We start from the raw sequence: 25,859 nt of genomic DNA on the forward strand, positions 1-25,859 counted from the left end.
CCCCGCTCCTGAAAGCCGGCCCCGGTAATCGAGGCCGGCTTTTTTTATGGCCGGCAAACCGGCGTCAGAACCAGGTATCAGAACGATGTCGTGACGCTCAGATTGACCGAGCGCCCCATGACGCCGACCGGCATGAGATTGCCGCGCGCGATATAGTTGCCCAGCGCATAGCCGCCAAGCGGCTGATAGGCGCGCTGATTGAGCACGTTGTCCAGCCCCAGTTCGATCCGCGCCATCCGCCATTTGTAGGACGCGCTCAGATTCAGCAGCGCGTAACCCGGCGTGCGTGGCTCGGTGCGCAGCGCGTCGATCGAGCTCTTGCGCTTCACCAGCACGACCTCGGCGCGGCCCGTCAGGTCGCCGAACGTCTCGTCCAGCGCCACGAAACCGTTGGTCGGCATCTGGTGATAAAGACCGGTATGAGCATCCAGATCCTGGCCGCGCACCCAGTCGATCTTGGTGCTGAACACGCCCGTTCCCCAAGCCGGCGACGACCATGCCTGATAATGGCCGGAGGCATTGATGCCGTAGATCTGCGCATTGTGATTGACGAATTGCAGCAGGCCGAAACCGTTCGCATAGGTCGCGAGACGGTTCACGTTCACGTAGTGCTGCACATAGGTGTAATAGGGCTGCACCTTGACATCCCAGCGCTTCTGCCCGGCATCGTGCCAGTCGGCGGTGATCGACGCGGTATTGGCGATCTCCGGCGACAGGTTGTTGTTGCCGACGTAACCGTTACCATCGCCGAACCAGCCGATCATGGTCGCCGCCATCTGGCTGCGGCCCCATGCATAGCGCTCGAAGAAATTCGGCGAGCGTGTCTTGCGCGCGTATCCGCCTTCCAGCGAGAAGGTTTTCGCCGCGTCCCAGTGCGCCAACGCCGTGACATCGAAATTCACATCCGTGTGGCGATGGTCCTGCGCGTTGAAGGCATTGGCGGCCGCCGTGTCGGTGACGGTCATGTTCGACATCATGCCCATCATGCCGCTCATGCCCATCGTCGCCGTGCTGTAGGGCGATACGTTGCCGGTGTTCATCATTACCAGATCGTTGCGAATGCCAAACAATGTTTGGAAGCGCGGCGTCCAGCGCGCTTCCCACTCGGCGTAATCGCCCAGCCGGTCGCGCACGCCGCCATTGATGTTGTGGTAGGTGTCCGGCCCCATCATCATGCTGCCCGGCAGCGGCGGCCACCAGTCGTTCAGCCCCTGATGATCGAAGGAATTACCCAGTCGCAAGGTGTTCCAGCTGCCGAGCGGCAATGTGGCCTTGATGGCGTAGCCGGCCTGACGCGAATCGTCGTTCATCGGCATGCCGGTGTTCCACGTATGGCCGCCCTTGTCCTCAAGATCGTTCATCGCGTGCGAGACGCGCTGCCAGTAGCCGCGCACGTCCAGCGATCCCCAATCGAACACACCGCTATATTTGCCGTTCACGAAGGTGGAACGGTTATTGGTCATGTCCATGTACTGATTGGGAAAGCCCTCGTAAGGGGTATCCGTCTGGCCGAAGGTCAGGGCCAGAAGATTGCCGCCCTTGTGGAGCCCGGCGGTGACGCTATGGCTGTAGGTCTTGTAGGCGCTGGAAAGGACGGGACCGCCGCCGCCACCCATGTGGTAGTTTCCACGCTCGGCATAGGAGGCGCTGTAGTTCAGGCTGAGCAGATCGCTGGCGACCGTGGTGCTCAGGCCGCCTTCCCAGCCATTGCCGTTACTGTGATAGGCACCGCGCGCCCAGCCGGTGAACAGGATTTTTCCCCGTCGGGCGAATTTCGGATCGCGTCGTTCGACGCTGATCGTGCCCGCGATGCTGTCGCCCCCCATACTGACGGGCGTGATGCCTGCGATCGCCGTCGCATTCGCGACCATATCCGGCGAGATATAGGACAGCGCCGGATTCATGTGATTGGGACATGCGGGTTCGATCCGCACGCCGTCCACAATCGTCGCCACCCGGTCGTCCGCCATGCCGTTGATGACCGGCAGGGACGAGATCCCCCCTGCGCCATACAGGCTGACGCCCGGCTGGCGCGCGAAAAGTTCCGCGCTATCCGCGGAACTGAGCCGCCTCTGGCGTAAGGCTTGCGGGGAAAGGGAACTGGCAGCCTGCGGCCCGTCCATGAGCGGCGCGGTCGTGGTGACATCGAGCTCCGGCAGGTTGACGACCGGGGCGGCACAGGCGAACGACGGCGCGCCAAGGCAGGCGGCCATCAGCATGGCGCGCGTCAGACGACGCGGCTTTGCGACAAGAAAAACCATTGCAAATCTGTCTCTTCAATCGAACGAGCAAGACCCCGCAAGGCGGGGTCGGGAAATCAGCCGGTCGTGAAGAGTGCGGGCGGACCGCGTGCCAGTGCACGCTGCCACGGCAGCGATGGCGGGGCGCGCGCGGCCGCGAAACCGCGCATGATCCGCCGCACGAGGACGGTGGGCGCGGGCAGCGGCGGCAATGTCTGGAAAATGACCGGGCCAAGCGTCAGCAGCGGACAGAGAAAACAGGCGGCGTCCGCGTCGTGACCCGGCTTCCGGTGGTCCTTGGGCATGGCCATGCTGCCCATTGCCATGCCGCAATCCGGCGTCATGACGGCGGCCTGCGTCACCACATGGCCGGTCAGACGTTCCAGCGTCGCGCGCGGCATTTCGCCGGGACGGGCGGCCCCCATCAGGATCATCTGGCCGATCAGCCCGATCAGGACGAAGCAGGCCCAGCCGATGGCGGGCCGCATCAATCCTCCGGCAATTGCACGGCGTGCGGTCATGAAAGAGGCTTCTCGGCTTCCGAACACGGCTTGTCAAATCCGCGCGATGGGCACATTGCTGGACGCCATGATATCGGACCGTCTGACATCCGATCCCACGCAGGCGCTGGCGCGCCCGATCCGCCCGCCATCAAGGCAGGCGTTGTGGATTGCGCTTGGGGCCGTGCTGCTGGCGCACGCCATACTGATAAGCGTGCTGTTCAATGCGCGCGTGCATGTCGTGCCGCCGCCCGCCGAACGCGCGACGCAACTGATCTTCGAGTCGCCCGCACCGCCGCCATTGCGCGCGTTACCGCCGCCCGCGCCCCTGCCAGCGCCTTCCATGCCTGTCAGCCCGCCGGAAGCCCTGCCGGAAACCGATGCGCTCCCCGATGTCGGCGTGCCGCCGAAAATTGTCTCCTCACGACCCGCCAATATACCGCGGCAGCGATTGGCCGCACCCGCGACATCACATGCCCTCCCGCATGTCCCCGCCTATATTCCCTTGCCGGCGAATGCACCGACCGAAGCTGGCGACGGCGCGCGCAGAAATGCGCCGGCGCCGAACTGCGCGGCCCAGACGCCGCCTTACCCGGCCAGCGCGCAGGTCATGCATGAAACGGGCATGGCCGTCGTTTCGCTGGTTGTGGCGCCGGGCGGCGGCGTGGCGAAGGTGGAAATCGTCACCAGCAGCGGTTACGACGATCTGGATGACGCCGCCGTCGCCGCGGCACGTTCGGCGCGCTGCGTCAATGACGGCGGCCAGTCGGCAACGCTTCGGCTGCCGGTGCATTTCAGGATGGACTGACTAGAGAATGGCAGCAAGCCGGGCGCGGGCTTCGTCCGCATCCCGCGCGATCTGGGCCTTCAACTCGTCCAGCCCGCTGAAGCGGCGCTCTTCCCGAAGCAGGGCATACAGCGTCACGCCCAGTTCCTGGCCATACAGGTCGCCCTCGAAGTCGAAGATATGCACTTCAACCCGGCTTTCCTGACCATCGTTGATGGTCGGGCGACGCCCGATATTGGCGACGCCGGGCAATACCCGCCCATCCGGCAGACGCACCGTGACGGCATACACGCCGCGCGCCGGTTCGATATGCTGGCCGAGAGGGATATTGGCCGTCGGAAAACCCAGAAGCCGCCCACGCTTGTCGCCATGCGCCACGATGCCGGTAATGGTCCAGAACGTGCCGAGCTCTTCCACGACACGTTCCGGATAGCCTTCCTGCAGAAGCCGGCGAATGCGCGTGGACGAATAGGGACCACCGATATCGGCCAGCGGCGGCACGACCGTCAGCCCGATGTCCAGCCGCTCCAGCCGTTTCTCCAGAAACGGGATATCGCCACGGCGGCGATGACCGAAAGCGAAGTCCGGCCCGCAGGCGACGTGCCGCACCCCGAGCCCGGCATGCAGGACATCGTCGACGAACGCCTCGGGCGACAGATGGGAGAAATCCGCATCGAAGGGCAACTGGAAGACATGCTTCACGCCATGTTGCGTCAATGCCTGCTCACGGGCCGCCGAGGTCATCAGACGCAGTGGCGGGTCCTGCGGGCGGAACAGCTCGCGCGGATGCGGCTCGAAGGTCACGGCGGCAAGCGGCCGGTCGGGACGGGCGGCATGCAGCGTGCGCAACAGATGGAGATGGCCGCGATGCACCCCGTCGAAATTGCCGAGTGCCGCGACGGTGCCCCGCGCTTCCTTCGGTATCGCGCACCAGTCCGTATGCAGGGTCATGCCACCGGCAGCCCGAACTCTTTGGCCACGGCGGCAAGATCCACAGCCTGTGGCACGCCGGGATAGGGTCGGGTGTCGTCCTGCGCGCGCACCAGCTGGCAGATCCGCATGCCCGCGGCGCGCGCGGCATCGAGTTCCGCGCCGACATCGGAGAGAAACAGGATCTCGCCCGGCAGCACGCCGGCGCGCTCGGCAATCTCCGTATAGCTTTCGGCCACTTTCTTGCCGCCGATGTCCAGATCGTAGAACGCCTCGAACAGCCGCGTCAGATCGCCGACCTGCGTATGGCCATAAAGCTGGCGCTGCGCATTGGCCGAACCCGACGAATAGACCGCCAGGCGCAGGCCCGCCGTATGCCAGGCTTCCAGGGCGGGCGGCACATCATCGTACAGCCGGGCGCGCAGTTCGCCATCGTCGAAGCCCTGCTTCCACGCCAACCCCTGTAATGTCTTGAGCGGCGCGGCCTTGATGTCCCGCGCCATCCAGTCGCGGATGACATCCAGCGGCGCGCGACCGGGAAACTCGCGTTCGATATCGCCAAGCGCCACCCGCACGCGCGGATCGTCGCCCTGCGTTTCCAGCAGCGCGGGCAAGGTGCGGGCGGCATAGGGAAACAGCGTATCGCGCACGAACGCGATCGGCAGTGTCGTGCCTTCGATATCCAGCAGAACGAGACGGATCCTGCTCATGCGGCGGCCTTGTCCGGAATCTCCGCCGGGAAACGGCGCGCGATCTCATCGCCGGTATATTGCGCGACCCAGCCGGTCGTGTCCGTGAACACGCGCAGCGCCACCACATCCGGCGCAAGTCCCGCATCGAACCAGTGCGGGATACCCGCCGGGACGGAGATCAGGTCCCCCTGCGTGCACAGGACGGAATAGACCTTGCTGTCGATATGCAGGACGAACGCACCCTGCCCATGGACGAAGAAGCGCACCTCGTCCTCGCTATGGGTATGTTCGGACAGGAACTTGTCCCGCAGGGCGGACAGATCGGGCGTGCGCGCGTTGATGCGCACCACGTCCGCCGAACCGGCGCCCGTCTCGCCCATCAGGCCGTCCAGATAGGGGCGATAGGCGTCCAGCACCGTATCGGCATCGGCGTCCTTCGGCGGGACGACCGGCGCGTCCCATCGCTCGAAGCGAATGCCCAGAGGCTGCAACGTCTCGGCGATCTGGCGCGGTCGGTCCGTATCGAGCAGCTTCGTCTCGGGTGCGTCATCACGATAGATGGTCAGTCGGCTCATTGTTTCCGCCTTTCCAACTCACAGGCCAACAGGAATTCCAGACCTTCCAGCCGCGCCAGGGCGGTCGGCATGTCCGGCCCCCAGACATAGACACCATGCCCACGAATCACATAGCCGCCGGGCATTTTTCCCAAAAAAGGCGCCACAGTCGCCGCAAGGCGGGCGATGTCCTGATCGTTGTCGAAGATCGGCACATCGATGCTCGTCGCGTGCGTCTTCTGGCCTTCGAAGACCTTGAGCACCTCGTAATCCGTCAAACGGATCGCCGGGGCGGTCGCCGCCATCGATAGTACCGTCGCCGCCACCGAATGACCGTGCAGCACGGCGCCGGCACGTGGATCGTGCGCGTAGATCTGCGTGTGCAGGAGCGTCTCCGCGCTGGCCCGCTGCCCGTCCGCGCGTGGGCGGCCCGCCGGATCGATCTCGATCACGTCGTCCTCGGTCAGGAAACCCTTGTGGCCCCCGGAACGCGTGATCGCGATCCGCCCGTCGGCCAGCCGGCGGCTGATATTGCCCGCCGTGGCCGGCACCCATCCGCGCTGATCCATCCGCTGGCCCGCGCGCACGATATCCTGTGCCGCCTGTCGCCAGGCGGTGTCATGCTCCAACATGCCGAACGGGCGTTACGAGCGCGGCTGACCCGACGGGGTCGTGTTCGGCGCGGTATAGCTCGGCGCCTGGGTATAACCGTGCGGGTTCGGCGCGGGGATCTGGCCGTTCGGCGGCGCGGCGTGGTTGCCGTTCTCCAGCGACTCGTCGTCCGCCATATTCTTCTTGAACGATTTGATGCCCTTGGCAAAATCGCCCATCAGCCCGCTGATCTTGCTGCCGCCGCCGAAAAGGACGAGCACGACGGCAAGCACGACCATCCAATGCAGGGGACTCATGCTACCCATAATTCAATCTCCTCGCGGCGGTTGTGGCCGACATGGCCCGCGATCAACCTCTCACATGGCGCGATGTGCGGCATCTTGCAAGCTCGCCACATCATCGAGTGTGCGCGGCGCGATGAATCCGTAGGTCGGATACGGTCTGCGCCCGATCGTATGGATCGGCGCCCAATAGACGCGCACCAGCGACCAGTCGTTCGCCGGCGACACATCCACGACCGGCGCTGCGCGGTCGATCCGCCCCGGCTCCCAGTTGGCGTGCTCCACCAGAATCTCGCGCGGCGCCACCAGACGCCGCACGATGGAGACATGCCCGCTCGGCAGGCGCCCCGTTGCGCGAAACACCAGAACCTCGCCGGGTTGCGGCTGCTGCGAACGGCGGTATTTCCCCGCCGCGCCGCGCCACCAGCTGGCTGCCGGACCATAAAGCGCGAGGCCGGTGCGGGCACGGGCATATGGCGCGCATTGCAGACGCCCGTTGAAGCTCGCACGGCTGTATTCATAACGTGACGGCCCACCGCAGGCAGTCAGCCCACAGAGGGACAACAGGGTTGCCACGCCGAGCCATCTCATGAGGATTTAAGCATCAGAACACGATCCTCCGCTTCATCGGGGTCCATGGCCAGGGCGTTTTCCGCCACGTCCCGCCCGAAACCGTTGCGCGCGAAAACCGCGAGCGCCTTCTGATGCGCCAGGGGATCGGGGGACGGCGCATCCGGCCGACGGAAAGGCCCGAGCCGCCGCTTGCGCGCCAGAACCAGCGCGGCACCCAGTTCATGATCGCGCGCGTTGTCGTCGGCGCGTTCGCCCAGCGCCTCGTCCATGGCCGCTTCCAGAACCGGAGCATCGACGCCGCGCTGGCTGAGATGCATCGCCACGGCCCGGCGCGAACGGCCCGAACGCGTAAGGCCGCGGCTCCGCGACCGCGCGAAGGCGGCGTCGTCCACCGCGCCCAGCCCCGCCATGTCCCTGACGATACGATCGACGACCGGGCGCAGGGCGGAGACCGTTGTCTCGATGGCATCCATCGCCGTGCCCGCGCGTTCCGCCCGCTGTGCCCAACGGCGCAGGCGGCGCAGCAGGGCCTGCTCCAGCCCGTGCTCCGTCGTGGCGAAACGCGCCAGATGCGCGAGCGCGGCCTCACGCAGGCTTGCGGCGTCAGGCACGGGCGGCGGCGTGTCGCAGGGAACGGGCATGGCAGGCATAATGCCACGGATTCGTGGCGGAAGAATGGCTTTTGTTGCGTTCTGCGACGGGACGCTTGCCCGGCAAGGCAAAGAGGCATTAATTTGTTCGATAACTATCGAACCAAGGGAGGTCGTCGATGAGTGCATCCGATAATGTCTGGTTCATTACCGGCTGTTCGACCGGTTTCGGCCGCGATCTGGCAGGGCTTGTTCTCGAACGCGGCGAGCGTGCCGTCATCACCGCCCGCAATCTGGCGGCCATCGGCGATTTCGCGGAGAAATACGGCGAGCGCGCGCTGGTCCTGCCGCTGGACGTCACGAATGACGGCCAGATCACGGCGGCCGTCACCGCCGCGCGGAAGCGATTCGGCCGGATCGACGTGCTGGTGAACAATGCGGGCTACGGCTACCAGTCCTCTGTCGAGGAGGGCGTGGAAAGCGAAATCCGCGCGATGTTCGACGCCAATGTATTCGGCCTGTTCGCCCTGACGCGCGCCGTACTGCCGGTCATGCGCGCGCAGAAAAGCGGACGCATCCTCAACATCACCTCTATCGCGGGGCTGATCGGCTTTCCGTCTTCCGGCTATTATGCGGCCACCAAGCACGCCGTCGAAGGATGGTCGGACGCCCTTGCCGAGGAGACAGCACCCCTGGGCATCAAGGTGACCTGCGTGGAGCCGGGGCCTTTCCGCACGGACTGGGCCGGGCGCTCCCTTAAGCAGACGCCCAACGAGATCGAGGATTATCGGGAAACGGCGGGCGCGCGGCTGGCCGCGACGGCCGGCAACAGCGGCAAGCAGGCGGGCGATCCGCTGCGGGCGGCACAGGCCATGATCGACATCGCCCACAGCGATGCGCCGCCGCGCCATTTCGTGCTGGGTCGCTGGGGTTTCGATGCGGTGGTGGATCGCCTCGGCAAGCGACTCGATGAAATCAGGGCATGGGAGAAGCCCGGCGTGGAGACCGATTTCCCGGCGGAGGCTGCATCATGAGCCGCCTGTTCCAACCTCTCTCCCTCGGCGCACTCGAACTCGCCAATCGCATCGTGATCGCACCGATGTGCCAGTATTCGGCAGAGAACGGCAATGCGACCGACTGGCACATGATCCATCTCGGCACGCTGGCGCAGTCCGGCGCGGGGCTGTTGATCGTCGAGGCGACAGCCGTGACGCCGGAGGGGCGCATCTCACCCGCCGATCTCGGCCTCTATGATGACGCGAACGAAGCCGCGCTGGAACGTGTTGTCGAGGCTGCGCGTCGTTACGGCACGACCCCGCTCGCCATCCAGCTGGGTCACGCCGGTCGCAAGGCATCCTGCCGCAAGCCATGGGATGGCGGCACGCAGATCGCCCCGGACGCACCCGATGGATGGCAGACGGTGGCACCATCGGCGCTTCCCTTCGCGGACGGCAACGTGGCGCCGGTGGCGCTGGACGATGCCGGGCTGACACGACTGCGCGATGCTTTCGCGGAAGCGGCCCGGCGCGCGGCGCGACTGGGTTTCGTCGGCATCGAGCTGCATGCAGCCCACGGCTATCTGCTGCATCAGTTCCTCTCGCCATTGTCGAACCGGCGAACGGACCGTTATGGCGGCAGTCTGGAGAACCGGCTGCGCTTCCCGCTGGAAGTCTTCGACGCCATTCGGGAGGTTTTCCCGGCGGACCGCCCGGTCTGGGCACGCGTCTCGGCCACGGACTGGGTGGACGGCGGCTGGGACGTGGACGGCACCATCGCCTTCGCCAGGGCGCTGAAGGAACGCGGCGCGGCGGCGATCCATGTCTCCAGCGGCGGCCTCTCCCCGGCGCAGCAAATCCCGGTCGGGCCGGGTTATCAGGTGCCGCTGGCCGAAGCGGTCCGCAAGGCCGTCGATCTGCCGGTCATCGCCGTGGGCCTGATTACCGACCCCGAGGAGGCGGAAGCCATCCTGACCGAGGGGCAGGCCGATGCCATCGGCATCGCCCGCGCCGCGCTCTACGATCCGCGCTGGCCGTGGCATGCGGCCGCGAAACTCGGCGCGCAGATCGACGCACCGCCGCAATACTGGCGCTCGGAGCCACGCGAATACCGCAACCTGTTCAGGACGAAGCCGTAGGCCGCGAACCCCGAGGTGCGCAGCATGCGCCGCCTCGGGGGACGATGGCGTTTCAGTCGGCCGGGATGAAACGAAGCGTTCCCGCCCGGCGCGCCGGGTGGCCGGTATCGTTGGGGTGGTTGATCCCGTCCGTGACCGGCACCTCGGCGAAATCGAAGGGGCTTGTCCCGTCCAGACAGGCCACGTTCACGGCATAAAGATTCTGGTCGGAACGCCGCTGGTGATGCGTGTAGATGCCGCAGCGGGAACAGAAGAAATGCTGTGCCGCGCCGGTGTGGAAGCGGTAGCGCGTCAGCATGTTCTCGCCCTGCGTGATCCTGATGCCGCCCATCTCCACCGTGGCGACAACGGCGCCGCGCATGCGACAATAGGAGCAGGTGCAGCGCCGGATCGAGTTGAAGCCGTCGCTCAGCGTCACCTCGAAATGCACGGCGCCGCAATGGCATTGCCCATGCCGGGTTATCGCATCGTTCGCCATGCCGTTCGCACTCCCGTTTCCACCATCATGCCGTCAGATATCTCTACATCCCGACCTGAAAATGCCGGACCAGCCGTGCACCGACGTTTTCCGGTGCCTCACGGGTTGGAAAATGACCGATTCCGGGCATGACGATGCGCTCGAACGGACCGATGAATTTTCCTGCAAGCGACTCGCTGATTTCTGGCGGATTGACGCCATCGAGCGCGCCCTGGAAGTAAAGCGCGGGCAGCGCGAGCGTCCTTGTTCTCTCCAGTTTCTCGTCCAGCCATGTTCCCGCAGGATCCGGTTCGGCTTCGCCCCAGCGGGCGCGATAGCTGTGCAGCGTCACGTCGATCCAGTCGGGATTGTCGAATGACACCGCCACCCGTTCGAACGTGGCATCGTCGAACCATCCTGCCGGCGACCATGTCTCCCACATGATGCGCGCGAAGCCTTTGGGGTCCTTGCGCACGGTCTCGGACCCGATGCGCGTGGCCTGGAGCCAGTGATACCATTGCAGCCGGGCATGCCGGAACGAGGACATGACCCGCCCGCCCAGTTGCGGCGGCGAGGACAGCATGGCGATGCGCCCGACCCGCGCCGGCCAGCCGACAGCCAGCGCCGCCGCCGCGCTCGATCCCCAGTCATGCCCGGCCACGAGAAATTCACCGATATCCAGAGCATCCAGCAGCGCCACGGCGTCGAGGGCCACCATCGTCGTATTTCCGGTGCGCGGCGTATCAGACGCCCGAAAGCGCGTTGTGCCGAAACCGCGGATCATCGGCGCGATCGTACGAAATCCTGCCGCATTGAGAACCGGAATCACCGCGTCCCAGGTCGAGGCATCGTCCGGCCAGCCATGAAGCAGCAGCACAACGGGCGCCTCGGCCGGCCCGTCGTCCCGATAGGCGATGTCAAGCAGGCTGGTCTGGATCGTGGGCATGGTCGTTCATCCCATGGGACTGTCGAACACCGACATGGTCCTGCAACGGGCACCGGATCGAACGGTTCATTGCCCCCGTCCGAAGGGCCGCTCCCGGGACGGGCGCATCATTCATGCAGGCCGGGTGCCTCGCGCCCGGTGCGCGCGACATACTCCCCGTAACTGCCCTCATAGGAATGCAGGGCGTCGGGCGCCACTTCCAGAACGCGGTTCGACAGCGCCGCCAGAAAATGCCTGTCATGCGAGACGAAAAGCATCGTGCCTTCATACTCGCGCAGGGAGGTAATCAGCATCTCCTTGGTGGCGATGTCGAGATGGTTCGTGGGTTCGTCGAGCACGAGGAAGTTCGGCGGATCGTACAGCATCAGCGCCATCACCAGACGCGCCTTCTCCCCGCCGGACAGCACCCGGCAGACCTTGTCCACGTCCTCGCCCGTGAAGCCGAAACCACCGGCCAGCCCGCGCAGGGAACTCTGGGCCGCCAGCGGAAAGGCATCGTTCAGCGTTTCCAGCACGGTGCGATCGCCATCCAGCAGGTCCATGGCATGCTGCGCGAAATAACCCATCTTCACGCTGCCGCCGAGCGTGACAGTGCCGGCATCGGGCGCGCTGGTGCCGGTGACCAGCTTGAGCAGCGTCGACTTCCCCGCCCCGTTGATGCCCAGCACGCAGATGCGCTCCTGCCGCCGGATCATCAGATCGAGATCCTGATAGATCACGCGGCTGCCATAGCGCTTGTCCACGCCGCGCAGGGTCGCGACCGTATCGCCCGAGCGCGGCGCGGGCGCGAAAGTAAAGGTGAGCGTCTGGCGGCGGCGGGGCGGCTCCACGCGGTCGATCTTGTCGAGCTTCTTGACCCGGCTCTGCACCTGCGCGGCGTGCGAGGCGCGCGCCTTGAAGCGTTCGATGAACGCCACTTCCTTGGCCAGCATCGCCTGCTGGCGCTCGAACTGCGCCTGCTGCTGCTTCTCGTTCTGGTCGCGCTGTTCCTCGTAGAACTCGTAATCGCCCGAGAAACTGCGCAGCGCGCCGCCGTCGATCTCGATCACCTTGTTGATGACGCGATTCATGAAGGCCCGGTCGTGCGAGGTCAGGAGCAGCGCACCGTCGTGGCCCGCAAGGAATTTCTCCAGCCAGATCAGGCTCTCGAGGTCGAGATGGTTGCTCGGCTCGTCCAGCAGCATCACGTCGGGCTTCATCAGCAGGATGCGCGCCAGCGCCACGCGCATCTTCCAGCCGCCGGACAGACGGCCGACATCGCCGTCCATCATCTCCTGCGAGAATCCCAGCCCATGCAGCACCTCGCGCGCACGGCCGTCGAGGGCATAACCGCCGAGTTCCTCGAACCGGGCCTGAACATCGCCGAAGCGCTCGATGATGGCCTCGAGTTCGTCGAAACGCGCCGGATCGGCCATCGCGGCTTCGAGCGATGCCAGTTCTGCCCCGACCTCCGCCACCGGACCCGCGCCGTTCATCACCTCGGCGACGGCGCTTCGTCCGGACATCTCGCCGACATCCTGATTGAAGAACCCGACGGACAGGCCCCGATCGACCAGCACATTGCCCTCATCGGGCTGCTCCTCTCCCGTGACAAGGCGGAACAGCGTCGTCTTGCCCGCCCCGTTCGGCCCGACGAGACCGATCTTCTCGCCACGTTGCAGGGCGGCGGAAGCCTCGATGAAAATGACCCGATGGCCGTTGCGCTTGCTGATGTTGTCGAGCCGAATCATGGGGCCTCAGGAACTGGAAATGAATTTGGCCGCCTCAAGACCACGCCTGCCGGAGCACGGCAAGGCGGAAGGCGCATCATGGCGGCGCGGCGGCATCCGCGGTCGGTGGTGCATCGCGCCATTGCGAGGTCCGCAGGTCGAACGCGCAGACATGCGTCAGACGATGTTGCGCGATATCGTCCCGAACACGCGCCGGATAGGTGGGATCGTCGTAGCCGAACAGATTCCAGCCGGGCGGCGAGAAGCTGTCGATCCCGTTGAGGGTCGGAATGCCCCGCATCTCCGCGATGAACATCGCGTCCACGTTATGGCTGTATTGTGAATCGAAGCCGGGTGGCATTTTCGGGTCGGGCCGCGCATTGACGGCATAGAAACTGCGACAGTTTGCAGGCGCGGCCGGAATGGCGGCCAGCCGCGCATCCTCATGCGCCCGGACGAGCGAAAGCGGATTGTCGAGATTGATCTCCTCGATGACCAGAAAGACCAGCAGCGGCGCGACCGGCAGGAGGGTAAGCCGGCCACGCCGCGCCGACACCTGCCCGATGCGCATGATGGCCCTCATGGCCAGCAGCGTGACGGGAAACGTCAGGAACAGCTCGTAGCGACAGATCACGCGCACGGCGGGTGCGGCCGGGACGACACGATAGAACAGGTGCCAGACCGGATGCCCGTGCAGCCGTGTCGTCGCCAGCCAGGAGACGAACGTCGCCAACGCCAGCGCGCGCCAGAAGACCGATCGCCGACCCGACCAGCAAAGAACCGCGCCAGCCACGCCGCAGGCCAGCAACCCCCACGGCATCCCCATGATCTGTTCCGCATCCATCGAGAAATGCGTGCCCCAACGTTGCGACAGCCATAGGTCCCATCGGCCATAGAGCAGATTGCCCGGCCCCACGTTCAGCAGGCCGGTCAGGGCCGGGAGATAACGCGAGACCTCATGAAAATCGTGCATGCCGGTGCGTCGGGCAGCGGGCCAGTAAACATGCAGGAACGGCAGGAGACCGATCGCGAAGATCGCCCCGGCGAGCCCCATGGGCCGCCACGATCGCCGCATCCACGCCCGGGCGCGATGCCGTTCCGCTGGGGTGGCGAGCAACGCCAGGAACAACAACAGGAAAGCCGCGCCATAGGCGAAAAACCACGCCGTGTAGAACGCCGTCATCATCCATGCGGCATAAAAGACCGCAACGAGCGCGCCATATCCTGCCGCGCGCCCGGGCCGGTGCGGCGCGTTCCCGATGGCGATGCCGATCCAGAATGCCAGCAGGGGCGCGAAGCCCACGGAGAAAAGCTGCGCGTGATAGGCATTGGCGTAGCTGGCATTCGCGATGGTGAAGATCAGCGCGAACACCGCCGCGACCGGCATGGAGGCGCCAGCGAAACGGCGCGCGAACAGCACGAAGCCGAGAAAGCCCACGGCCTTGACGCCCATGTTGGTCAGGTCCGACGCCACGAACGCGTCCGCGCCGATGACGCGGAAAAAACCATAGGCCAGACCGTAGAGAAGATAGCCGTCGTTATATCCGACCGTATCCGGATTGGGAAAATACCAGAGGGTCCGGTCCCACGGACTGACGCCCCGCAGCACGTTGTGCCAGTGCTCCAGATGGGCGATCTCGATCAGCCCATCGATCCGGTCGCCGAAAACCCGCGCGAAAGCGCTTCGCAGCTGCTGCCGGAAGAAGATGACGAGCGCGAACAGGCCCGCCGACACGAACCACATCACGTCCGAACGGGTTCGGAAAAGCCATTGCCGCATGGCAAGGCTCTGTCAGGCCGTGGAATTTTTGTAAAGATGGGGGTTCGAGACACCGTGAAACGACCGGCGAGGAGTCCCTGCCCCATGACGACCCAGCACATTGAAGAAACGCTTTCGGCGTTGCCCCGCCGCTATCCCGGTCCGGGCGGCGGCGCGGCGATCGTCAGGGATGGGCAGGTGCTGGCGCGCCATAGCTGGGGCTTCGCCAATGCCGAAACACGGCGACCGTTCACACCCGCCACGCTGTTCCGCATGTGCTCCATCACCAAGCAGTTCGCCTGCGCGCTGCTGCTGGACGCGTTCCCCGACCCGACCGTTCTGGACCGCGATGTCGCGGCACGCCTACCGAACCTGACGGAAGCGCCGCCGGGCATGTTGCACCTCGCGCATAACCAGTCCGGCCTGCGCGATTACTGGGCCGTGGCGATGCTGCACGGCGCGCCGGTGGAATCCGTCTTCGGCGATGTCGAGGCGGAAAAGGTCATCCGTGGTACGCGCAGCCTGCATTTCCGGCCCGGCACGGCCTATTCCTATGTGAACCAGAATTTCCGCCTGATCTCCGATATCGTGCAGGACCGTCTGGGGCGCTCCTTCGCGGAACTGTTGCAGGAGCGGATATTCGATCGCCACGGGATGCGTCGCGCCTTCCTGGCCGCCGATACGCGCGCCATGCCGGATGGCACGACGGGTTATGAGGGCAGCGAGGCGACAGGCTATCGCGCCGCCGAGAACAACATCTTCTGGACAGGCGATGCCGGGCTGGGCGCGAGTCTTGATGACATGATCGCCTGGGAGCAGGCGATCGACGCGCAACGTGACGATCCGGAGGGTTTCTACAACCGGATGAGCGCACCGGTGGCTTTCGCCGATGGCGCACCCGCGCGCTACGGCTTCGGCCTGGCACGTTCCATGCCCTTCGGCCGCGCCGCCACGGGGCATGGCGGCGCGCTGCGCGGCTGGCGCAGTCACCGGCTGCACATCGCCTCCGCACGCCTGTCGGTGGTGGTGATGTTCAATCACATGTCCGACGCGCAGGGCGCCGCGCTGGAACTCGCCGCCGCCGCGCTCGGGGAGGCTGGTCCGCCCGCGCCGGTCCATGGCGAAAGCCGCCTGCCGGGCATCTGGTTCGAGCCGGAGACGGGCCTTGCCGTGCCCATCGACGAGGCGGCGAGCCGTCTGCGCATGCGCTACGCCTATCCGCCGGAAATGCTCGACCGGACATCCGCTGAGACGGCGGGCCGGGATGCGACGCGCCTGAAGCTCGATGGCCGCGACGACACCCTGACGATGGCGCGCCCGCAGGAAAACCGCGTCACCACCCTGCAACGCCGCACGCCTGGCGAGGGGCGGCACGACGTGGCCGGGCGTTACCGTTGCGATGAACTCGACGCGGAACTGACGGTCATTAACGCCGGTGGCAGCCTGTACGGCGGCTTCTCCGGCATGCTCGGAATCGGGCGAATGGAGCGCCTGCAACCGCTGGCGGAGGATCTCTGGCTCCTGCCCTGCCTGCGCGCGCTGGATCACTCGCCGCCGGGGCACTGGACCCTCGCTTTCGCGCGCGATGAGAACGGCGTCGTCATCCAAACGCGCGTTGGCTGCTGGCTGGCGCGCGATCTTTCGTATCGCCGCCTGCCTGATTGATTTGACGGCATCCCTGTAAATTTCGCATCATGGTGCGGTGAAACGTTGCTCACCCGCCCTGACGGTCGTTTCGGTCGACAGGTGCGGGTTGTCGTCGTTTCATGATCGCAATTCTCTGACCGGGCCTGAACAACGCCATGATTTCCGCTTTGATGCCGACCTTCAACCGTGCCGACCTCGCTTTCGAGCGTGGCGAAGGCGCATGGCTGATGACGGCGGACGGGCGACGATTCCTGGATTTCGGCGCGGGCATCGCGGTCTCCTCGCTGGGCCACGGACACCCCAGGCTGGTGAACGCCATCGCCGAACAGGCGGCGCGGGTGATGCACGTCTCCAATCTGTATCGTATCCCGCAGGCCGAGGCGCTGGCGCGGAAGCTGGTGGACAATTCGTTCGCCGACAGCGTGTTCTTCTGCAATTCCGGCGCCGAGGCCAATGAAGGCATGGTCAAGATGATCCGCCGGGACCAGGCCCGGCGCGGCCATCCCGAACGCACGCGGATCATCTGCTGCGACGGCGCCTTCCACGGTCGCACGCTGGCGATGCTGGCAGCCACCGGCAACCCCGCCTATCTCGACGGGTTCGGCGAGCCGGTGGCGGGCTTCGACCATGTGCCGTTCAACAACCTCAACAGACTGCGCGACGCCATCACGCCGGAGACGGCAGGCATCATGATCGAGCCCATTCAGGGCGAGAGCGGCATCAAGCAGGCCGACCCGCATTTCATGCGCGGCCTGCGCCAGGCCTGTGACGAGATGGGGCTGGTCCTGGCGTTCGACGAGGTGCAGACCGGCATGGGCCGCACCGGCAAGCTGTTCGCGCATGAGTGGTATGACGTGAAGCCCGACATCATCTCGGTCGCCAAGGGAATCGGCGGCGGCTTCCCGCTCGGCGCCATCCTGGCGACGGAGGAAGTGGCCTCGCACATGACGCCGGGCTCCCACGGCACGACCTTCGGCGGCAATCCGCTGGCCTGCGCGGCGGGCAATGTGGTGATGGACGAACTGATGGCGCCGGGATTCCTGGCGCATGTCCGCAAGGTGGGCGATGCGCTCGGCGCGATGCTCGACGGGCTGGTGGTCGAATGGCCGGAGATTTTCGAACAGGCACGCGGACGCGGCCTGATGCGCGGCCTGCGCTGCCGCCCGCCGGTCGCGACGGTGCTGAACGCCGCCATGCACGAGGGCCTGCTCTGCGTAACGGCGGGCGATAACGTCCTGCGCCTCGTCCCGCCTCTGGTGGTGACCGAAGAGGATTGCCGCACCGCCTGCGCGCGGCTGGCGCGCGCGGCAAAGGCCATGCTCGCGCATGAGAAAACCAATGCACGCACGGTGACGGCATGAGCGCGGCTCTCCCCCTGAATCTCGAGACGCCGATCCGGCATTTCCTCGAACTGCGCGATCTGGATGCCGCCACGCTGCGCGCCATCGTGGACGTGGCCGCCGGTGTGAAACGGATGCAACGCGGTCGCCAGCGCCCCCTGCATCCAGCGCAACCGCTGGCGGGGCGCACGCTGGGCCTGATGCTCTCGAAGCCTTCGACACGCACGCGCCTGTCCTTCGAGGTCGGCATGCGCCAGCTCGGCGGCGACGTGGCCGTCCTGTCGCCCAACGACATGCAGATCGGGCGTGGCGAGAGCCTCCCCGACACGGCGCGCGTGCTGTCGCGCTTTCTCGACGTGCTGGTCCTGCGCACCGGGAACGCCGCCAACCTCCGGCAACTCGCGGCGTGGAGCACGATCCCCGTCATCAACGGCCTGACGCCGCATTCGCATCCGGTGCAGATCCTGGCCGACATCATGACGTTCGAGGAGCATCGCGGGCCGGTGGGCGGCAAACGCTGGGCATGGATCGGCGACGGCAACAACGTCGCGACCTCGCTCATCGAGGCTGCCGCGCGCTTCGGCTTCTCCCTTACGCTGGCAACGCCCCTGAGCATGTCGCCCGATCCCGAAGTCGTCGGTTGGGCACGCGCGCAAGGCGCGGATGTCGCGGTCACGCAGAACCCGCATGAAGCCGTGCGCGGCGCCGATTGCGTGCTGACCGACACCTGGACCAGCATGTCGGACGAGGAATCCGTTATTCGGCTCGAAACGCTCCGCCCATTCCAGGTCAATGCCGCGCTGATGGCCGAAGCCGCGCCGAACGCCCTTTTCATGCACTGCCTGCCTGCCCATATCGGGGAGGAAGTCACACAGGATGTCTTCGACAGTCCCGCTTCCGTCGTCTTCGATGAAGCGGAAAACCGTCTGCATGCCCAGAAGGGGTTGCTGCTTTGGGTGCTTGGCGGTGCGAACTGGCGCGCGGCCGGACAGGAACCATCGCCGTGAACCGCCGTTTCGGCTGACCGGCAGACCAACGATACGCAAGGTTCGATGATCGACACACCGGCTTTCCTTGATTCGCAACGCCCCGACGTGCCCAATCTGGTCGTCCCTCGCGGTGTCACACCTTTCTATCTGGAAGGCAGACCCGTGCGCGGCCGGCTGGTGCGCCTCGGCGCGCTTGCCGACCTCTTGCTGTGCCGCCGGGAAAATCCGGACGGCGCGCTCGCGTTGGGTGGGCAGGCGCTCGCGCTCGTCGCGGGCCTCAGCACCGCGCTGAAATTCCAGGGATCGTTCTCGCTACAGATCAAGGGCGATGGTCCCGTCTCCCTCCTCGCCACGGACTGCACCGATACGGGCGATCTGCGCCTCTATATCCGCGCCGACTCCGATACGGCGGAAACCGCCGCGCCTGCCCTTCTCGGTGAGGGTTATTTCGCGTTCACCGTGGATCAGGGACCGGATACCGACCGGCATCAGGGCATCGTCGCCATCGAAGGGCAGGACCTGTCCGAGATGGCGATGCATTACTTCGCCACCAGCGAACAGCATGATTGCTGGGTAAGGCTCTTCTGCGCCCATACGCCGGAGGGCTGGCAGGCGGGCGCGCTGATCCTGGAACGAATCGCCGCCGATGGCGGTATCGACGGCGGAGAGCCGAGCACGGAGAACGACGACGCCTGGGAGACGGCCTGCGTCCTGGCCGACACGTTGACGGAAGGGGAGATTCTTGACCCCGTGCTGGATTCCGGCACGCTGCTCCATCGTCTTTTCGGCACGATGGATGTCCAGATCGATCGGCCGCGCGCGCTCGCCTATGGCTGCCGTTGCTCGCGCGCCAAGCTGTCGGGCATCCTCGATACCTTCTCCGGCGAAGATCTCGATCACATGGCGATTGACGGCACCATCGTCATGAATTGCGAATTCTGCAATATCGACTTCCGCTTCGCGCGGGATGAGGTCGGCGACCGACCCGACGACACAGCCTGAGAGCCAGCATCGCATGACTGACCAGCCCGTATCGACGCGCGTTCCCGAAGGAAGGTGGGACCTCCTGGAAGGCGTCACGCTCGACGGCCGACCAGTCACGACGCTTTACGACCGCTGGATGCCGGTCTCCTCCGTGCCCCTGTCGCGGGACGTGACATGCGTATTGCTCCGCGACGCGGATTCGGATCGCCTGTCGCTCTGGTATCTCGATGCCGGTCGCGCCTATCTCGGTCCGCATATCGAGGCACTGAACCGCATCAGCGCCGACGACGTCCTGGCGCCCGTCGCCCCGGCCCTGGCGGAACTGGCGCAATACAGCCTCGCCGGCAGGCCGCAGACGCCGATCGCGCCCGTACCCCCGATGCCCGCGCTGCTGGCGGAGCAACTGGCCGGCGCATGGGCCGTGCGCAACCTGCATGCGGTGTCCATCGTGCCGATCAGCCGGGCGGAAGCGGACGGCACGCTTTCCGGCCCCGGCGGACTGGTACTGGACGACCGCAACATGCGGCGCCTGCTGGACTCCCGTGTCGGAGAGGGACCGCTGGTCGTGGCATCGCCGTTCGATGCCGCGCCGCTCCGGGCCCAGACAATCATCGAGACCGCCGGCCTGACGATCCATCGCTTCTATGCCGCGGATCAGGACGCCGCCTTCTATCTGATCTGGCCGGTCAGCCGGACGGATGACCAGAAACCGGCCTTCTACTGTCCCCGCGCCCAGTTGATCGTCTCCGACCAGCCACAGGCGGGCCTGCTGCCGGGCCGGATTCTGGCCTGGTATCTGATGCATCCCGACCACGTGCGCGACATCGAGGAAGCGACGGATTTCCAGGCAACGGATTACGGGCTGGGCCGCGCTTCCGGACTGATGGACATATCCGACGCGCCCGAAACGCCGGAGGTCCCCGTCCAGGCAGTGCGCTCTCAGTCCGAGGCATGGTCGTTCCTTGCGGCCTCGGCCGCGGGAAAACCCGCCCGCCTGCCGGACGATCCGCCGCCACGGCAGGAGAAGACAGGGGAGACGACCGCCGCGCCGTCTGGACTTTTCAAACGTCTTCGCGCCTTCATGAAACGCGACTAGTCACCGACGCCTGTCAGAGAGATGGAGAGAGAATCGATGTGGAACATCTCGGGATGGCGGAAGGCCGCCGCTGCCTGCGCACTGGGCTTGCCGATCATGCTGACGGCCTGCGCCGGTGACGATTCGCCGCAGAATTTCCCGCCGCTGACCTACACCGCGCTTTCCCAGCTTCATCTGAACGTCGCCCATATCGATATCGTCGATCAGGCACCTGCCGGTTCCACGCCGGGCGACATCTCCGGCCGCGCACCCACGCCACCCGATCAGGCCCTTCAGGAAATGGCCCGCGACCGGCTGGTCGCCAGCGGTGAAGACGGCAACGCCACGTTCACCATCACCCGCGCCACCATCCTTCATGAACCCGGCGGCACGCTCCAGGGCGACATGGATGTGCATATCGACGTCCTGACACCCAATGGCCAGCATTCCGGCTATGCACAGGCCCATGTCAGCCGGACGCTGAACCCCGGCGATCAGGACCCGGAGTCGCGCAGTGTGCTCTATTCCCTGACCTCGCAGATGATGCAGGACATGAATGTCGAGCTGGAATACCAGATCAAGAAATCGCTGAGCGACTGGCTCGTCGATGCAGGCGGCGCTCCGCTCAACAATGCGGTCCAGCAGCAAAGCCTGACCGGCGGGCCAGGCACCGCCCCCCCCACGCCACCCGCCAGCGATGCCGCCACCCTTGCACCGCCCGTGGATGCCGGGGTTTCCGGTACCGCCGTCGAGCAGGCCAATGCCCCGCAACCCGACAGCGGCACGCCGACGACCGCGACGCCAGCAGCCACGCCACCCACCACGCCACCGGCAGCGCCCTCACAACCGGATGCCATTTTCCCCACCGGCGGCGATGACGTAACACCCGTCGCGGCACCGCAGGTTCATTCGCCGAAAGCAGGCGTCCTTCAGCTTCCGCACAGCCGGAACTGACAATTTTTCACATAAAAGTGACAGAAATAGAATGTCACATTGAGAACTTTCCTCGAAAACCATTCCCATGCGCTTTTCGAGGCCATATTCTCGCGAATACAACAAACGCCGCAGAAATATTGTAATACATACGGTGTTGCAACAACTCCCCATTCGCCTGCTCCGACAAGACGTCTCTGGACGAATCCGCCAAATCTGGTCCACATGACCGCGTCTTCGGAACGGTTGCGTTCCATCTGCCTACCTGAAACGGTCGCATTGTCGATCAAGCTGTTTGGAGACCCGCTTGTCGCTTCAACCTCCTTCACGTCGAACCTTTGTCAAAGGTCTGCTCGGCACGACGTCATTCTGGCTGGTTGGCGGCCATCAGCACTGGGCCCATGCCCTCGCGGCCGGAACACAGGCGCCCTACACACCGCAATATTTCACCGATGCGGAATGGGCATTTCTGGAAGCCGCCTGCGAACGCATTTTCCCGCAGGACGAACACGGCCCCGGCGCGCATGCACTCGGCGTGCCCGAATTCATAGACCGGCAGATGGACACCCCCTACGGACGTGGCGAACTCTGGTACATGTCCGGCCCGTTCCAGGAAGGCCCCGCCAATCTCGGCTATCAATTATCCCTGCCGCCCCGCGATCTCTATCGCCAGGGCATCGCCGGCGCCAATGCCTATGCCCGGCAACAGCGCGGTCATGACTTCGCGGATCTGGAGAGCCAGGCGCAGGTCGAACTCCTGACCGCCTTCGAGGGCGGTGCGGTCCACTTCAATCAGCTCTCGGCGCGCACCTTCTTCGAGCAGTTGCGCAAGAACACCATGGAAGGCGCCTTCTCCGACCCGATCCACGGCGGCAACCGCGGCCTGGGCGGTTGGACGATGCTCGGCTTCCCCGGCGCGCGCGCCGATTTCATGGACTGGGTCAATCAGGACGGCGCTGCCTATCCGTTCGGTGCGGTCTCCATCTCAGGCGAGACGGCGTAAGGAACAAGAAAAAAATGAGCGCAAAAAAAGCGGACGCCATCGTCATCGGCGCCGGCTGGGCCGGCTCGATCCTCGCCAAGGAACTCACGGAAGCCGGCCTCTCCGTCACCATGCTGGAACGTGGCCCCGACCGCAGCACGGCGGATGAAGGCGACTACCCGAACTCGATCGATGAATTGCGCGGCGCCATCCGCCACCGGCTGTTCCAGAACGTCGCGAAATCCACCGTCACCATCCGTAACACGGTCGATCAGACGGCACTGCCCTATCGTCAACTCGCCGCCTTCCTGCCGGGCGAAGGCGTCGGCGGCGCCGGACTGCACTGGTCAGGCGTGCATTTCCGCGTCGCACCGGACGACCTGGCACTCCGCAGCAATGTCGTGGCGCGCTATGGCGAGAAATTCATTCCCGAAGGCATGAACCTTCAGGATTACGGCGTCACGTACGAGGAACTCGAGCCGTTTTTCGACAAGGCGGAAAAGGTTTTCGGCACGTCGGGCGAACCGTACAAGATCAACGGTCAGGTCGCGGGTAACGGCAACGTCTTCGCACCGTCACGCTCGGACAAATTTCCCCTACCTCCGATGAAGGACGTCTATTCCGCCAGTCTTTTCCGCAAGGCAGCAACGGCAGCAGGTTATCATCCCTATTCCCTGCCGGCCGCCAATGCCTCGGCGCAATACACCAACCCCTATGGCGTGCAGATGGGGCCATGCAACTTCTGCGGCTTCTGTAGCGGCTATGACTGCTACATGTATTCCAAAGCCTCGCCGAACGTGAATATCCTGCCGGCACTGCGGCGCGATCCGAATTTCACCCTGATCACGAAGGCCCATGTACTGCGCGTCAATCTGGACAGCGACAGGAAAAAAGCCACCGGCGTCACCTATCTCGACCTCGAAACCAACAAGGAGGTCTCACTGGACGCCGATCTGGTGATCGTCGGTGCATTCCAGTTCCACAACGTTCACCTGATGCTGCTCTCCGGCATCGGAGAGCCTTACGATCCCGTGAAGAATACCGGCACCGTCGGCCGCAATTTCGTCTACCAGACCATCACCACCTCGCGCGCCTGGCTGTCGCCGCAGCAATATACGAACACCTTCGTCGGCGCAGGCGGCGCGGGCGTCGCGATCGACGACTTCAACAGCCTGAATTTCGATCACGGCCCGCTCGGCTTCGTCGGCGGTTCGCCGATCTGGGTCAATCAGGCCGGCGTCAAGCCGATCGCCGCCGCAACAGGCGGCGCGGGCGGTCACGCACCACGCTGGGGCGCAGGCTTCAAGGAAGCCATGATCGACACCTACCGCCACTCGCTGACGATGGATGCGCATGGCAGCAACATGGCCTATCGCGACGTCTATCTCGATCTCGATCCAACCTGGAAGGACGCCTACGGCCAGCCGCTGCTGCGCATGACGTTCACATGGAAGGATAACGACATCCGCATGAACCAGTATGTCGTCAGCAAGATCGAACCGATCATGAAGGAGATCGGCGCCACGCGTTACTCGCTCGGCAAGATGGCGAATAACGAAGTGTTCGATACGCGCCGTTACCAGACCACCCATCTGGGCGGGGGCGCCATCATGGGCGCCGATCCCAGAACCAGCGCCGTCAACCGCTACCTGCAAAGCTGGGACGTCTCGAACGTCTTCGTCATCGGTGCCAGCGCCTTCCCGCAAGGCATGGGATATAATCCAACCGGCATGGTCGCAGCGCTGGCCTATTGGGCCGCCTATCATATCCGCACCACCTATCTCAAAAATCCCGGCCCGATGGTGCAGGCATGAAAAAGACCCTCTCGCTGCTCGGCAGCGCGATCGCCCTCATCGCCACCGCCGCGCATGCGCAAACCCAACCGCCGGCAGATAACGACCTCGTCGCGCAGGGCCAGTATATCGCAGCCGCCGCCGACTGCTCGGCCTGCCATACCCTCAAGGGCGGCATGTCCTATGCCGGCGGCACGGCGTTCAAACTGCCGATCGGCACCATCTACGCCCCGAACATCACACCAGATCGCGAACACGGCATCGGCGCCTATACGGAAGCCGAGTTCTCCCGCGCGCTGCGTGAGGGCGTCCGGCGTGACGGCAGCAGCCTCTACCCGGCCATGCCGTATCCATCCTACGCCCGCATGACGGATCGCGACATCCACGCCCTCTACGTCTATTTCCAGCACGGCGTCGCCCCCGTCGCCAGCAGCCCGCCCGCGAACGGCATTTCATGGCCGCTGTCCATGCGCTGGCCCATGACGATCTGGCGTTCCATGTTCTCGCCGGACGTGCGCAAGGCGCAGCTCAACGTCCAGCGTGAATTCGAGGATTCCGCCACGGCCCGCGGCGCCTATCTGGTCGAAGGTCCCGCCCATTGCGGCGCCTGCCACACGCCACGCGCCGTCACGATGCAGGAAAAAGCCCTCTCCAACGCGGATGGCAACATCTTCCTGTCCGGCGGCGACACCGTGGACGGCTTCATTCCCGTCAACCTCCGCCAGGACAACCGCACTGGTCTGGGCCGCTGGACGGAAGACGATATCGTCGCCTTCCTCGCCACCGGCCGCAATCGTCAGGGAGAGTCCTTCGGCAGCATGAGCGAGGCCATCGAGCACGGCACGCAGCATCTGAGCGATGCCGACCTGCACGCCATCGCCAAATACCTCCTGACCCTCACGCCACGCCAGCCGAACGCGGCCGCCTGGACATACGACAAAGCCGCCGCCGACGCCCTGCAACATGGCGACGCCAGTGCCCGCGGCGCGCGCGTCTATGTGGACCATTGCGAAGCCTGCCACCGCTCCGACGGTCATGGCTACGCGCCGACATTCCCGCCACTGGCCGGCAATCCCGTCGTCATGAGCGATGCACCCGACTCGCTCGTTCATATCGTGCAAAGCGGCGCGGCACTCCCCGGCATGGAGAAAGCGCCCTCCTCGTTCGTCATGCCCTCCTTCAGCCGCAACCTGACGAACCAGCAGATCGCCGACGTGGTGACCTTCATCCGCCACGCCTGGGGCAATAACGCCGCCGAGGTCGATGCCGCCACCGTCGCGAAACTGGCGAAATCCGCACCGACGCCCGTGCTGAAAAACCCGCCGATTCCGCTCAACTGACAACCCCCGACG

At 65.2% G+C, this 25,859-nt stretch carries 25 protein-coding genes; 12 read left to right on the forward strand and 13 right to left on the reverse strand.

All coding sequences use genetic code 11. From position 1 onward, the window contains the following. Positions 1-77: 77 nt before the first annotated feature. Positions 78-2,261 (reverse strand): TonB-dependent receptor, encoded by a 2,184-nt coding sequence (locus A0U93_RS08005; protein WP_077806879.1) that lies wholly within the window; start codon positions 2,259-2,261, stop codon positions 78-80. A gap of 56 nt (positions 2,262-2,317) precedes the next feature. After that, the gene (locus tag A0U93_RS16400) at positions 2,318-2,761 is read right to left on the reverse strand and encodes a DUF2946 family protein (protein WP_169852718.1); all 444 of its coding nucleotides are present in this window, start codon (positions 2,759-2,761) and stop codon (positions 2,318-2,320) included. On the opposite strand from A0U93_RS16400, the gene A0U93_RS08015 reads away from it, so the two are divergent. After that, on the forward strand, positions 2,760-3,548 hold the full coding sequence (locus A0U93_RS08015; protein WP_169852719.1) for a TonB family protein: 789 nt from the start codon (positions 2,760-2,762) through the stop codon (positions 3,546-3,548). The genes A0U93_RS16400 and A0U93_RS08015 overlap by 2 nt on opposite strands. Here A0U93_RS08015 and A0U93_RS08020 read toward each other — a convergent pair whose 3' ends face one another. Genes A0U93_RS08020 through A0U93_RS08050 form a run of 7 tightly spaced genes read right to left on the reverse strand, consistent with a single transcriptional unit; the run spans position 3,549 to position 7,819 of the window. After that, entirely contained in the window at positions 3,549-4,478 is a 930-nt protein-coding gene (locus A0U93_RS08020; protein WP_077806883.1) for a bifunctional riboflavin kinase/FAD synthetase, read from the reverse strand. After that, positions 4,475-5,167, reverse strand: coding sequence for an acireductone synthase (gene mtnC, locus A0U93_RS08025; RefSeq protein ID WP_077806884.1), 693 nt, complete (start codon positions 5,165-5,167; stop codon positions 4,475-4,477). The genes A0U93_RS08020 and mtnC overlap by 4 nt, the downstream gene beginning before the upstream one ends. Continuing rightward, positions 5,164-5,724 carry a 1,2-dihydroxy-3-keto-5-methylthiopentene dioxygenase gene (locus A0U93_RS08030; protein ID WP_077806886.1) on the reverse strand — a complete coding sequence of 187 codons (561 nt, stop codon included), beginning with the start codon at positions 5,722-5,724 and terminating at the stop codon, positions 5,164-5,166. Before A0U93_RS08030 ends, mtnC begins: the two co-directional genes overlap by 4 nt. After that, positions 5,721-6,335, reverse strand: coding sequence for a methylthioribulose 1-phosphate dehydratase (locus A0U93_RS08035; protein WP_077806888.1), 615 nt, complete (start codon positions 6,333-6,335; stop codon positions 5,721-5,723). The genes A0U93_RS08030 and A0U93_RS08035 overlap by 4 nt, the downstream gene beginning before the upstream one ends. Before the next feature lie 12 nt (positions 6,336-6,347). Further along, on the reverse strand, positions 6,348-6,620 hold the full coding sequence (gene tatA, locus A0U93_RS08040; protein ID WP_169852720.1) for a twin-arginine translocase TatA/TatE family subunit: 273 nt from the start codon (positions 6,618-6,620) through the stop codon (positions 6,348-6,350). 51 nt (positions 6,621-6,671) lie between these two features. Further along, positions 6,672-7,187 carry a CHAP domain-containing protein gene (locus A0U93_RS08045; RefSeq protein ID WP_077806891.1) on the reverse strand — a complete coding sequence of 172 codons (516 nt, stop codon included), beginning with the start codon at positions 7,185-7,187 and terminating at the stop codon, positions 6,672-6,674. Continuing rightward, positions 7,184-7,819 carry a regulatory protein RecX gene (locus tag A0U93_RS08050; RefSeq protein WP_077806892.1) on the reverse strand — a complete coding sequence of 212 codons (636 nt, stop codon included), beginning with the start codon at positions 7,817-7,819 and terminating at the stop codon, positions 7,184-7,186. The genes A0U93_RS08045 and A0U93_RS08050 overlap by 4 nt, the downstream gene beginning before the upstream one ends. A gap of 119 nt (positions 7,820-7,938) precedes the next feature. Here A0U93_RS08050 and A0U93_RS08055 point away from each other — a divergent pair, with 119 nt between their 5' ends. After that, a complete protein-coding gene (locus A0U93_RS08055; protein WP_077806893.1) occupies positions 7,939-8,793 on the forward strand; it encodes an oxidoreductase in 855 nt (284 codons plus the stop codon). Beyond that, entirely contained in the window at positions 8,790-9,893 is a 1,104-nt protein-coding gene (locus A0U93_RS08060; protein ID WP_077806894.1) for an NADH:flavin oxidoreductase/NADH oxidase, read from the forward strand. Before A0U93_RS08055 ends, A0U93_RS08060 begins: the two co-directional genes overlap by 4 nt. 52 nt (positions 9,894-9,945) lie before the next feature. Here A0U93_RS08060 and A0U93_RS08065 read toward each other — a convergent pair whose 3' ends face one another. The 4 genes from A0U93_RS08065 to A0U93_RS08080 form a co-directional block, all read right to left on the reverse strand. Next, positions 9,946-10,371 carry a GFA family protein gene (locus tag A0U93_RS08065; RefSeq protein ID WP_077806895.1) on the reverse strand — a complete coding sequence of 142 codons (426 nt, stop codon included), beginning with the start codon at positions 10,369-10,371 and terminating at the stop codon, positions 9,946-9,948. A 43-nt stretch (positions 10,372-10,414) separates the two neighbouring features. Further along, a complete protein-coding gene (locus A0U93_RS08070; protein WP_077806897.1) occupies positions 10,415-11,296 on the reverse strand; it encodes an alpha/beta fold hydrolase in 882 nt (293 codons plus the stop codon). 107 nt (positions 11,297-11,403) lie between these two features. Beyond that, positions 11,404-13,026, reverse strand: coding sequence for an ABC-F family ATP-binding cassette domain-containing protein (locus A0U93_RS08075; RefSeq protein ID WP_077806900.1), 1,623 nt, complete (start codon positions 13,024-13,026; stop codon positions 11,404-11,406). Between the two features lie 76 nt (positions 13,027-13,102). Continuing rightward, positions 13,103-14,785, reverse strand: coding sequence for a hypothetical protein (locus A0U93_RS08080; RefSeq protein ID WP_077806901.1), 1,683 nt, complete (start codon positions 14,783-14,785; stop codon positions 13,103-13,105). Between the two features lie 84 nt (positions 14,786-14,869). Between A0U93_RS08080 and A0U93_RS08085 the strand changes: the two genes are divergently transcribed. The 9 genes from A0U93_RS08085 (at position 14,870) to A0U93_RS08125 (ending at position 25,847) form a co-directional block, all read left to right on the forward strand. Beyond that, on the forward strand, positions 14,870-16,429 hold the full coding sequence (locus tag A0U93_RS08085; protein WP_077806902.1) for a D-aminopeptidase: 1,560 nt from the start codon (positions 14,870-14,872) through the stop codon (positions 16,427-16,429). A gap of 137 nt (positions 16,430-16,566) precedes the next feature. Next, on the forward strand, positions 16,567-17,772 hold the full coding sequence (locus tag A0U93_RS08090; protein WP_077806903.1) for an aspartate aminotransferase family protein: 1,206 nt from the start codon (positions 16,567-16,569) through the stop codon (positions 17,770-17,772). Continuing rightward, positions 17,769-18,758, forward strand: a complete 990-nt coding sequence (argF, locus tag A0U93_RS08095) for an ornithine carbamoyltransferase (protein ID WP_077806904.1) — start codon at positions 17,769-17,771, stop codon at positions 18,756-18,758. The genes A0U93_RS08090 and argF overlap by 4 nt, the downstream gene beginning before the upstream one ends. 45 nt (positions 18,759-18,803) lie before the next feature. Further along, on the forward strand, positions 18,804-19,742 hold the full coding sequence (gene hslO / locus A0U93_RS08100; protein WP_077806905.1) for an Hsp33 family molecular chaperone HslO: 939 nt from the start codon (positions 18,804-18,806) through the stop codon (positions 19,740-19,742). A gap of 13 nt (positions 19,743-19,755) precedes the next feature. After that, on the forward strand, positions 19,756-20,820 hold the full coding sequence (locus A0U93_RS08105; RefSeq protein ID WP_077806906.1) for a hypothetical protein: 1,065 nt from the start codon (positions 19,756-19,758) through the stop codon (positions 20,818-20,820). 36 nt (positions 20,821-20,856) lie between these two features. Next, positions 20,857-21,753 (forward strand): hypothetical protein, encoded by an 897-nt coding sequence (locus A0U93_RS08110; RefSeq protein ID WP_077806907.1) that lies wholly within the window; start codon positions 20,857-20,859, stop codon positions 21,751-21,753. Between the two features lie 286 nt (positions 21,754-22,039). Then, positions 22,040-22,735, forward strand: coding sequence for a gluconate 2-dehydrogenase subunit 3 family protein (locus A0U93_RS08115; protein WP_245824773.1), 696 nt, complete (start codon positions 22,040-22,042; stop codon positions 22,733-22,735). A gap of 14 nt (positions 22,736-22,749) precedes the next feature. Further along, entirely contained in the window at positions 22,750-24,528 is a 1,779-nt protein-coding gene (locus A0U93_RS08120; protein ID WP_077806908.1) for a GMC family oxidoreductase, read from the forward strand. Continuing rightward, positions 24,525-25,847 carry a c-type cytochrome gene (locus A0U93_RS08125; protein WP_077806909.1) on the forward strand — a complete coding sequence of 441 codons (1,323 nt, stop codon included), beginning with the start codon at positions 24,525-24,527 and terminating at the stop codon, positions 25,845-25,847. The genes A0U93_RS08120 and A0U93_RS08125 overlap by 4 nt, the downstream gene beginning before the upstream one ends. The last annotated feature ends 12 nt before the right edge of the window (positions 25,848-25,859 follow it).

It is taken from the genome of Neoasaia chiangmaiensis, from assembly GCF_002005465.1.
Taxonomy (GTDB): Bacteria; Pseudomonadota; Alphaproteobacteria; order Acetobacterales; family Acetobacteraceae; genus Neoasaia; species Neoasaia chiangmaiensis.

Bases quoted from the DNA above. Each gene is read 5' to 3' on its own strand.
- A0U93_RS08125 (WP_077806909.1), top strand. From the start codon at position 24,525: ATGAAAAAGACCCTCTCGCTGCTCGGCAGCGCGATCGCCCTCATCGCC.
- A0U93_RS08055 (WP_077806893.1), top strand. From the start codon at position 7,939: ATGAGTGCATCCGATAATGTCTGGTTCATTACCGGCTGTTCGACCGGT.
- mtnC (WP_077806884.1), bottom strand. From the start codon at position 5,167: ATGAGCAGGATCCGTCTCGTTCTGCTGGATATCGAAGGCACGACACTG.
- A0U93_RS08035 (WP_077806888.1), bottom strand. From the start codon at position 6,335: ATGTTGGAGCATGACACCGCCTGGCGACAGGCGGCACAGGATATCGTG.
- A0U93_RS08015 (WP_169852719.1), top strand. From the start codon at position 2,760: ATGAAAGAGGCTTCTCGGCTTCCGAACACGGCTTGTCAAATCCGCGCG.
- A0U93_RS08065 (WP_077806895.1), bottom strand. From the start codon at position 10,371: ATGGCGAACGATGCGATAACCCGGCATGGGCAATGCCATTGCGGCGCC.
- A0U93_RS08070 (WP_077806897.1), bottom strand. From the start codon at position 11,296: ATGCCCACGATCCAGACCAGCCTGCTTGACATCGCCTATCGGGACGAC.
- A0U93_RS08020 (WP_077806883.1), bottom strand. From the start codon at position 4,478: ATGACCCTGCATACGGACTGGTGCGCGATACCGAAGGAAGCGCGGGGC.
- A0U93_RS08075 (WP_077806900.1), bottom strand. From the start codon at position 13,026: ATGATTCGGCTCGACAACATCAGCAAGCGCAACGGCCATCGGGTCATT.
- A0U93_RS08005 (WP_077806879.1), bottom strand. From the start codon at position 2,261: ATGGTTTTTCTTGTCGCAAAGCCGCGTCGTCTGACGCGCGCCATGCTG.
- A0U93_RS08050 (WP_077806892.1), bottom strand. From the start codon at position 7,819: ATGCCTGCCATGCCCGTTCCCTGCGACACGCCGCCGCCCGTGCCTGAC.
- A0U93_RS08090 (WP_077806903.1), top strand. From the start codon at position 16,567: ATGATTTCCGCTTTGATGCCGACCTTCAACCGTGCCGACCTCGCTTTC.
- A0U93_RS16400 (WP_169852718.1), bottom strand. From the start codon at position 2,761: ATGACCGCACGCCGTGCAATTGCCGGAGGATTGATGCGGCCCGCCATC.
- tatA (WP_169852720.1), bottom strand. From the start codon at position 6,620: ATGGGTAGCATGAGTCCCCTGCATTGGATGGTCGTGCTTGCCGTCGTG.
- A0U93_RS08085 (WP_077806902.1), top strand. From the start codon at position 14,870: ATGACGACCCAGCACATTGAAGAAACGCTTTCGGCGTTGCCCCGCCGC.
- hslO (WP_077806905.1), top strand. From the start codon at position 18,804: ATGATCGACACACCGGCTTTCCTTGATTCGCAACGCCCCGACGTGCCC.
- A0U93_RS08045 (WP_077806891.1), bottom strand. From the start codon at position 7,187: ATGAGATGGCTCGGCGTGGCAACCCTGTTGTCCCTCTGTGGGCTGACT.
- A0U93_RS08080 (WP_077806901.1), bottom strand. From the start codon at position 14,785: ATGCGGCAATGGCTTTTCCGAACCCGTTCGGACGTGATGTGGTTCGTG.
- A0U93_RS08105 (WP_077806906.1), top strand. From the start codon at position 19,756: ATGACTGACCAGCCCGTATCGACGCGCGTTCCCGAAGGAAGGTGGGAC.
- A0U93_RS08060 (WP_077806894.1), top strand. From the start codon at position 8,790: ATGAGCCGCCTGTTCCAACCTCTCTCCCTCGGCGCACTCGAACTCGCC.
- A0U93_RS08120 (WP_077806908.1), top strand. From the start codon at position 22,750: ATGAGCGCAAAAAAAGCGGACGCCATCGTCATCGGCGCCGGCTGGGCC.
- A0U93_RS08110 (WP_077806907.1), top strand. From the start codon at position 20,857: ATGTGGAACATCTCGGGATGGCGGAAGGCCGCCGCTGCCTGCGCACTG.
- A0U93_RS08030 (WP_077806886.1), bottom strand. From the start codon at position 5,724: ATGAGCCGACTGACCATCTATCGTGATGACGCACCCGAGACGAAGCTG.
- argF (WP_077806904.1), top strand. From the start codon at position 17,769: ATGAGCGCGGCTCTCCCCCTGAATCTCGAGACGCCGATCCGGCATTTC.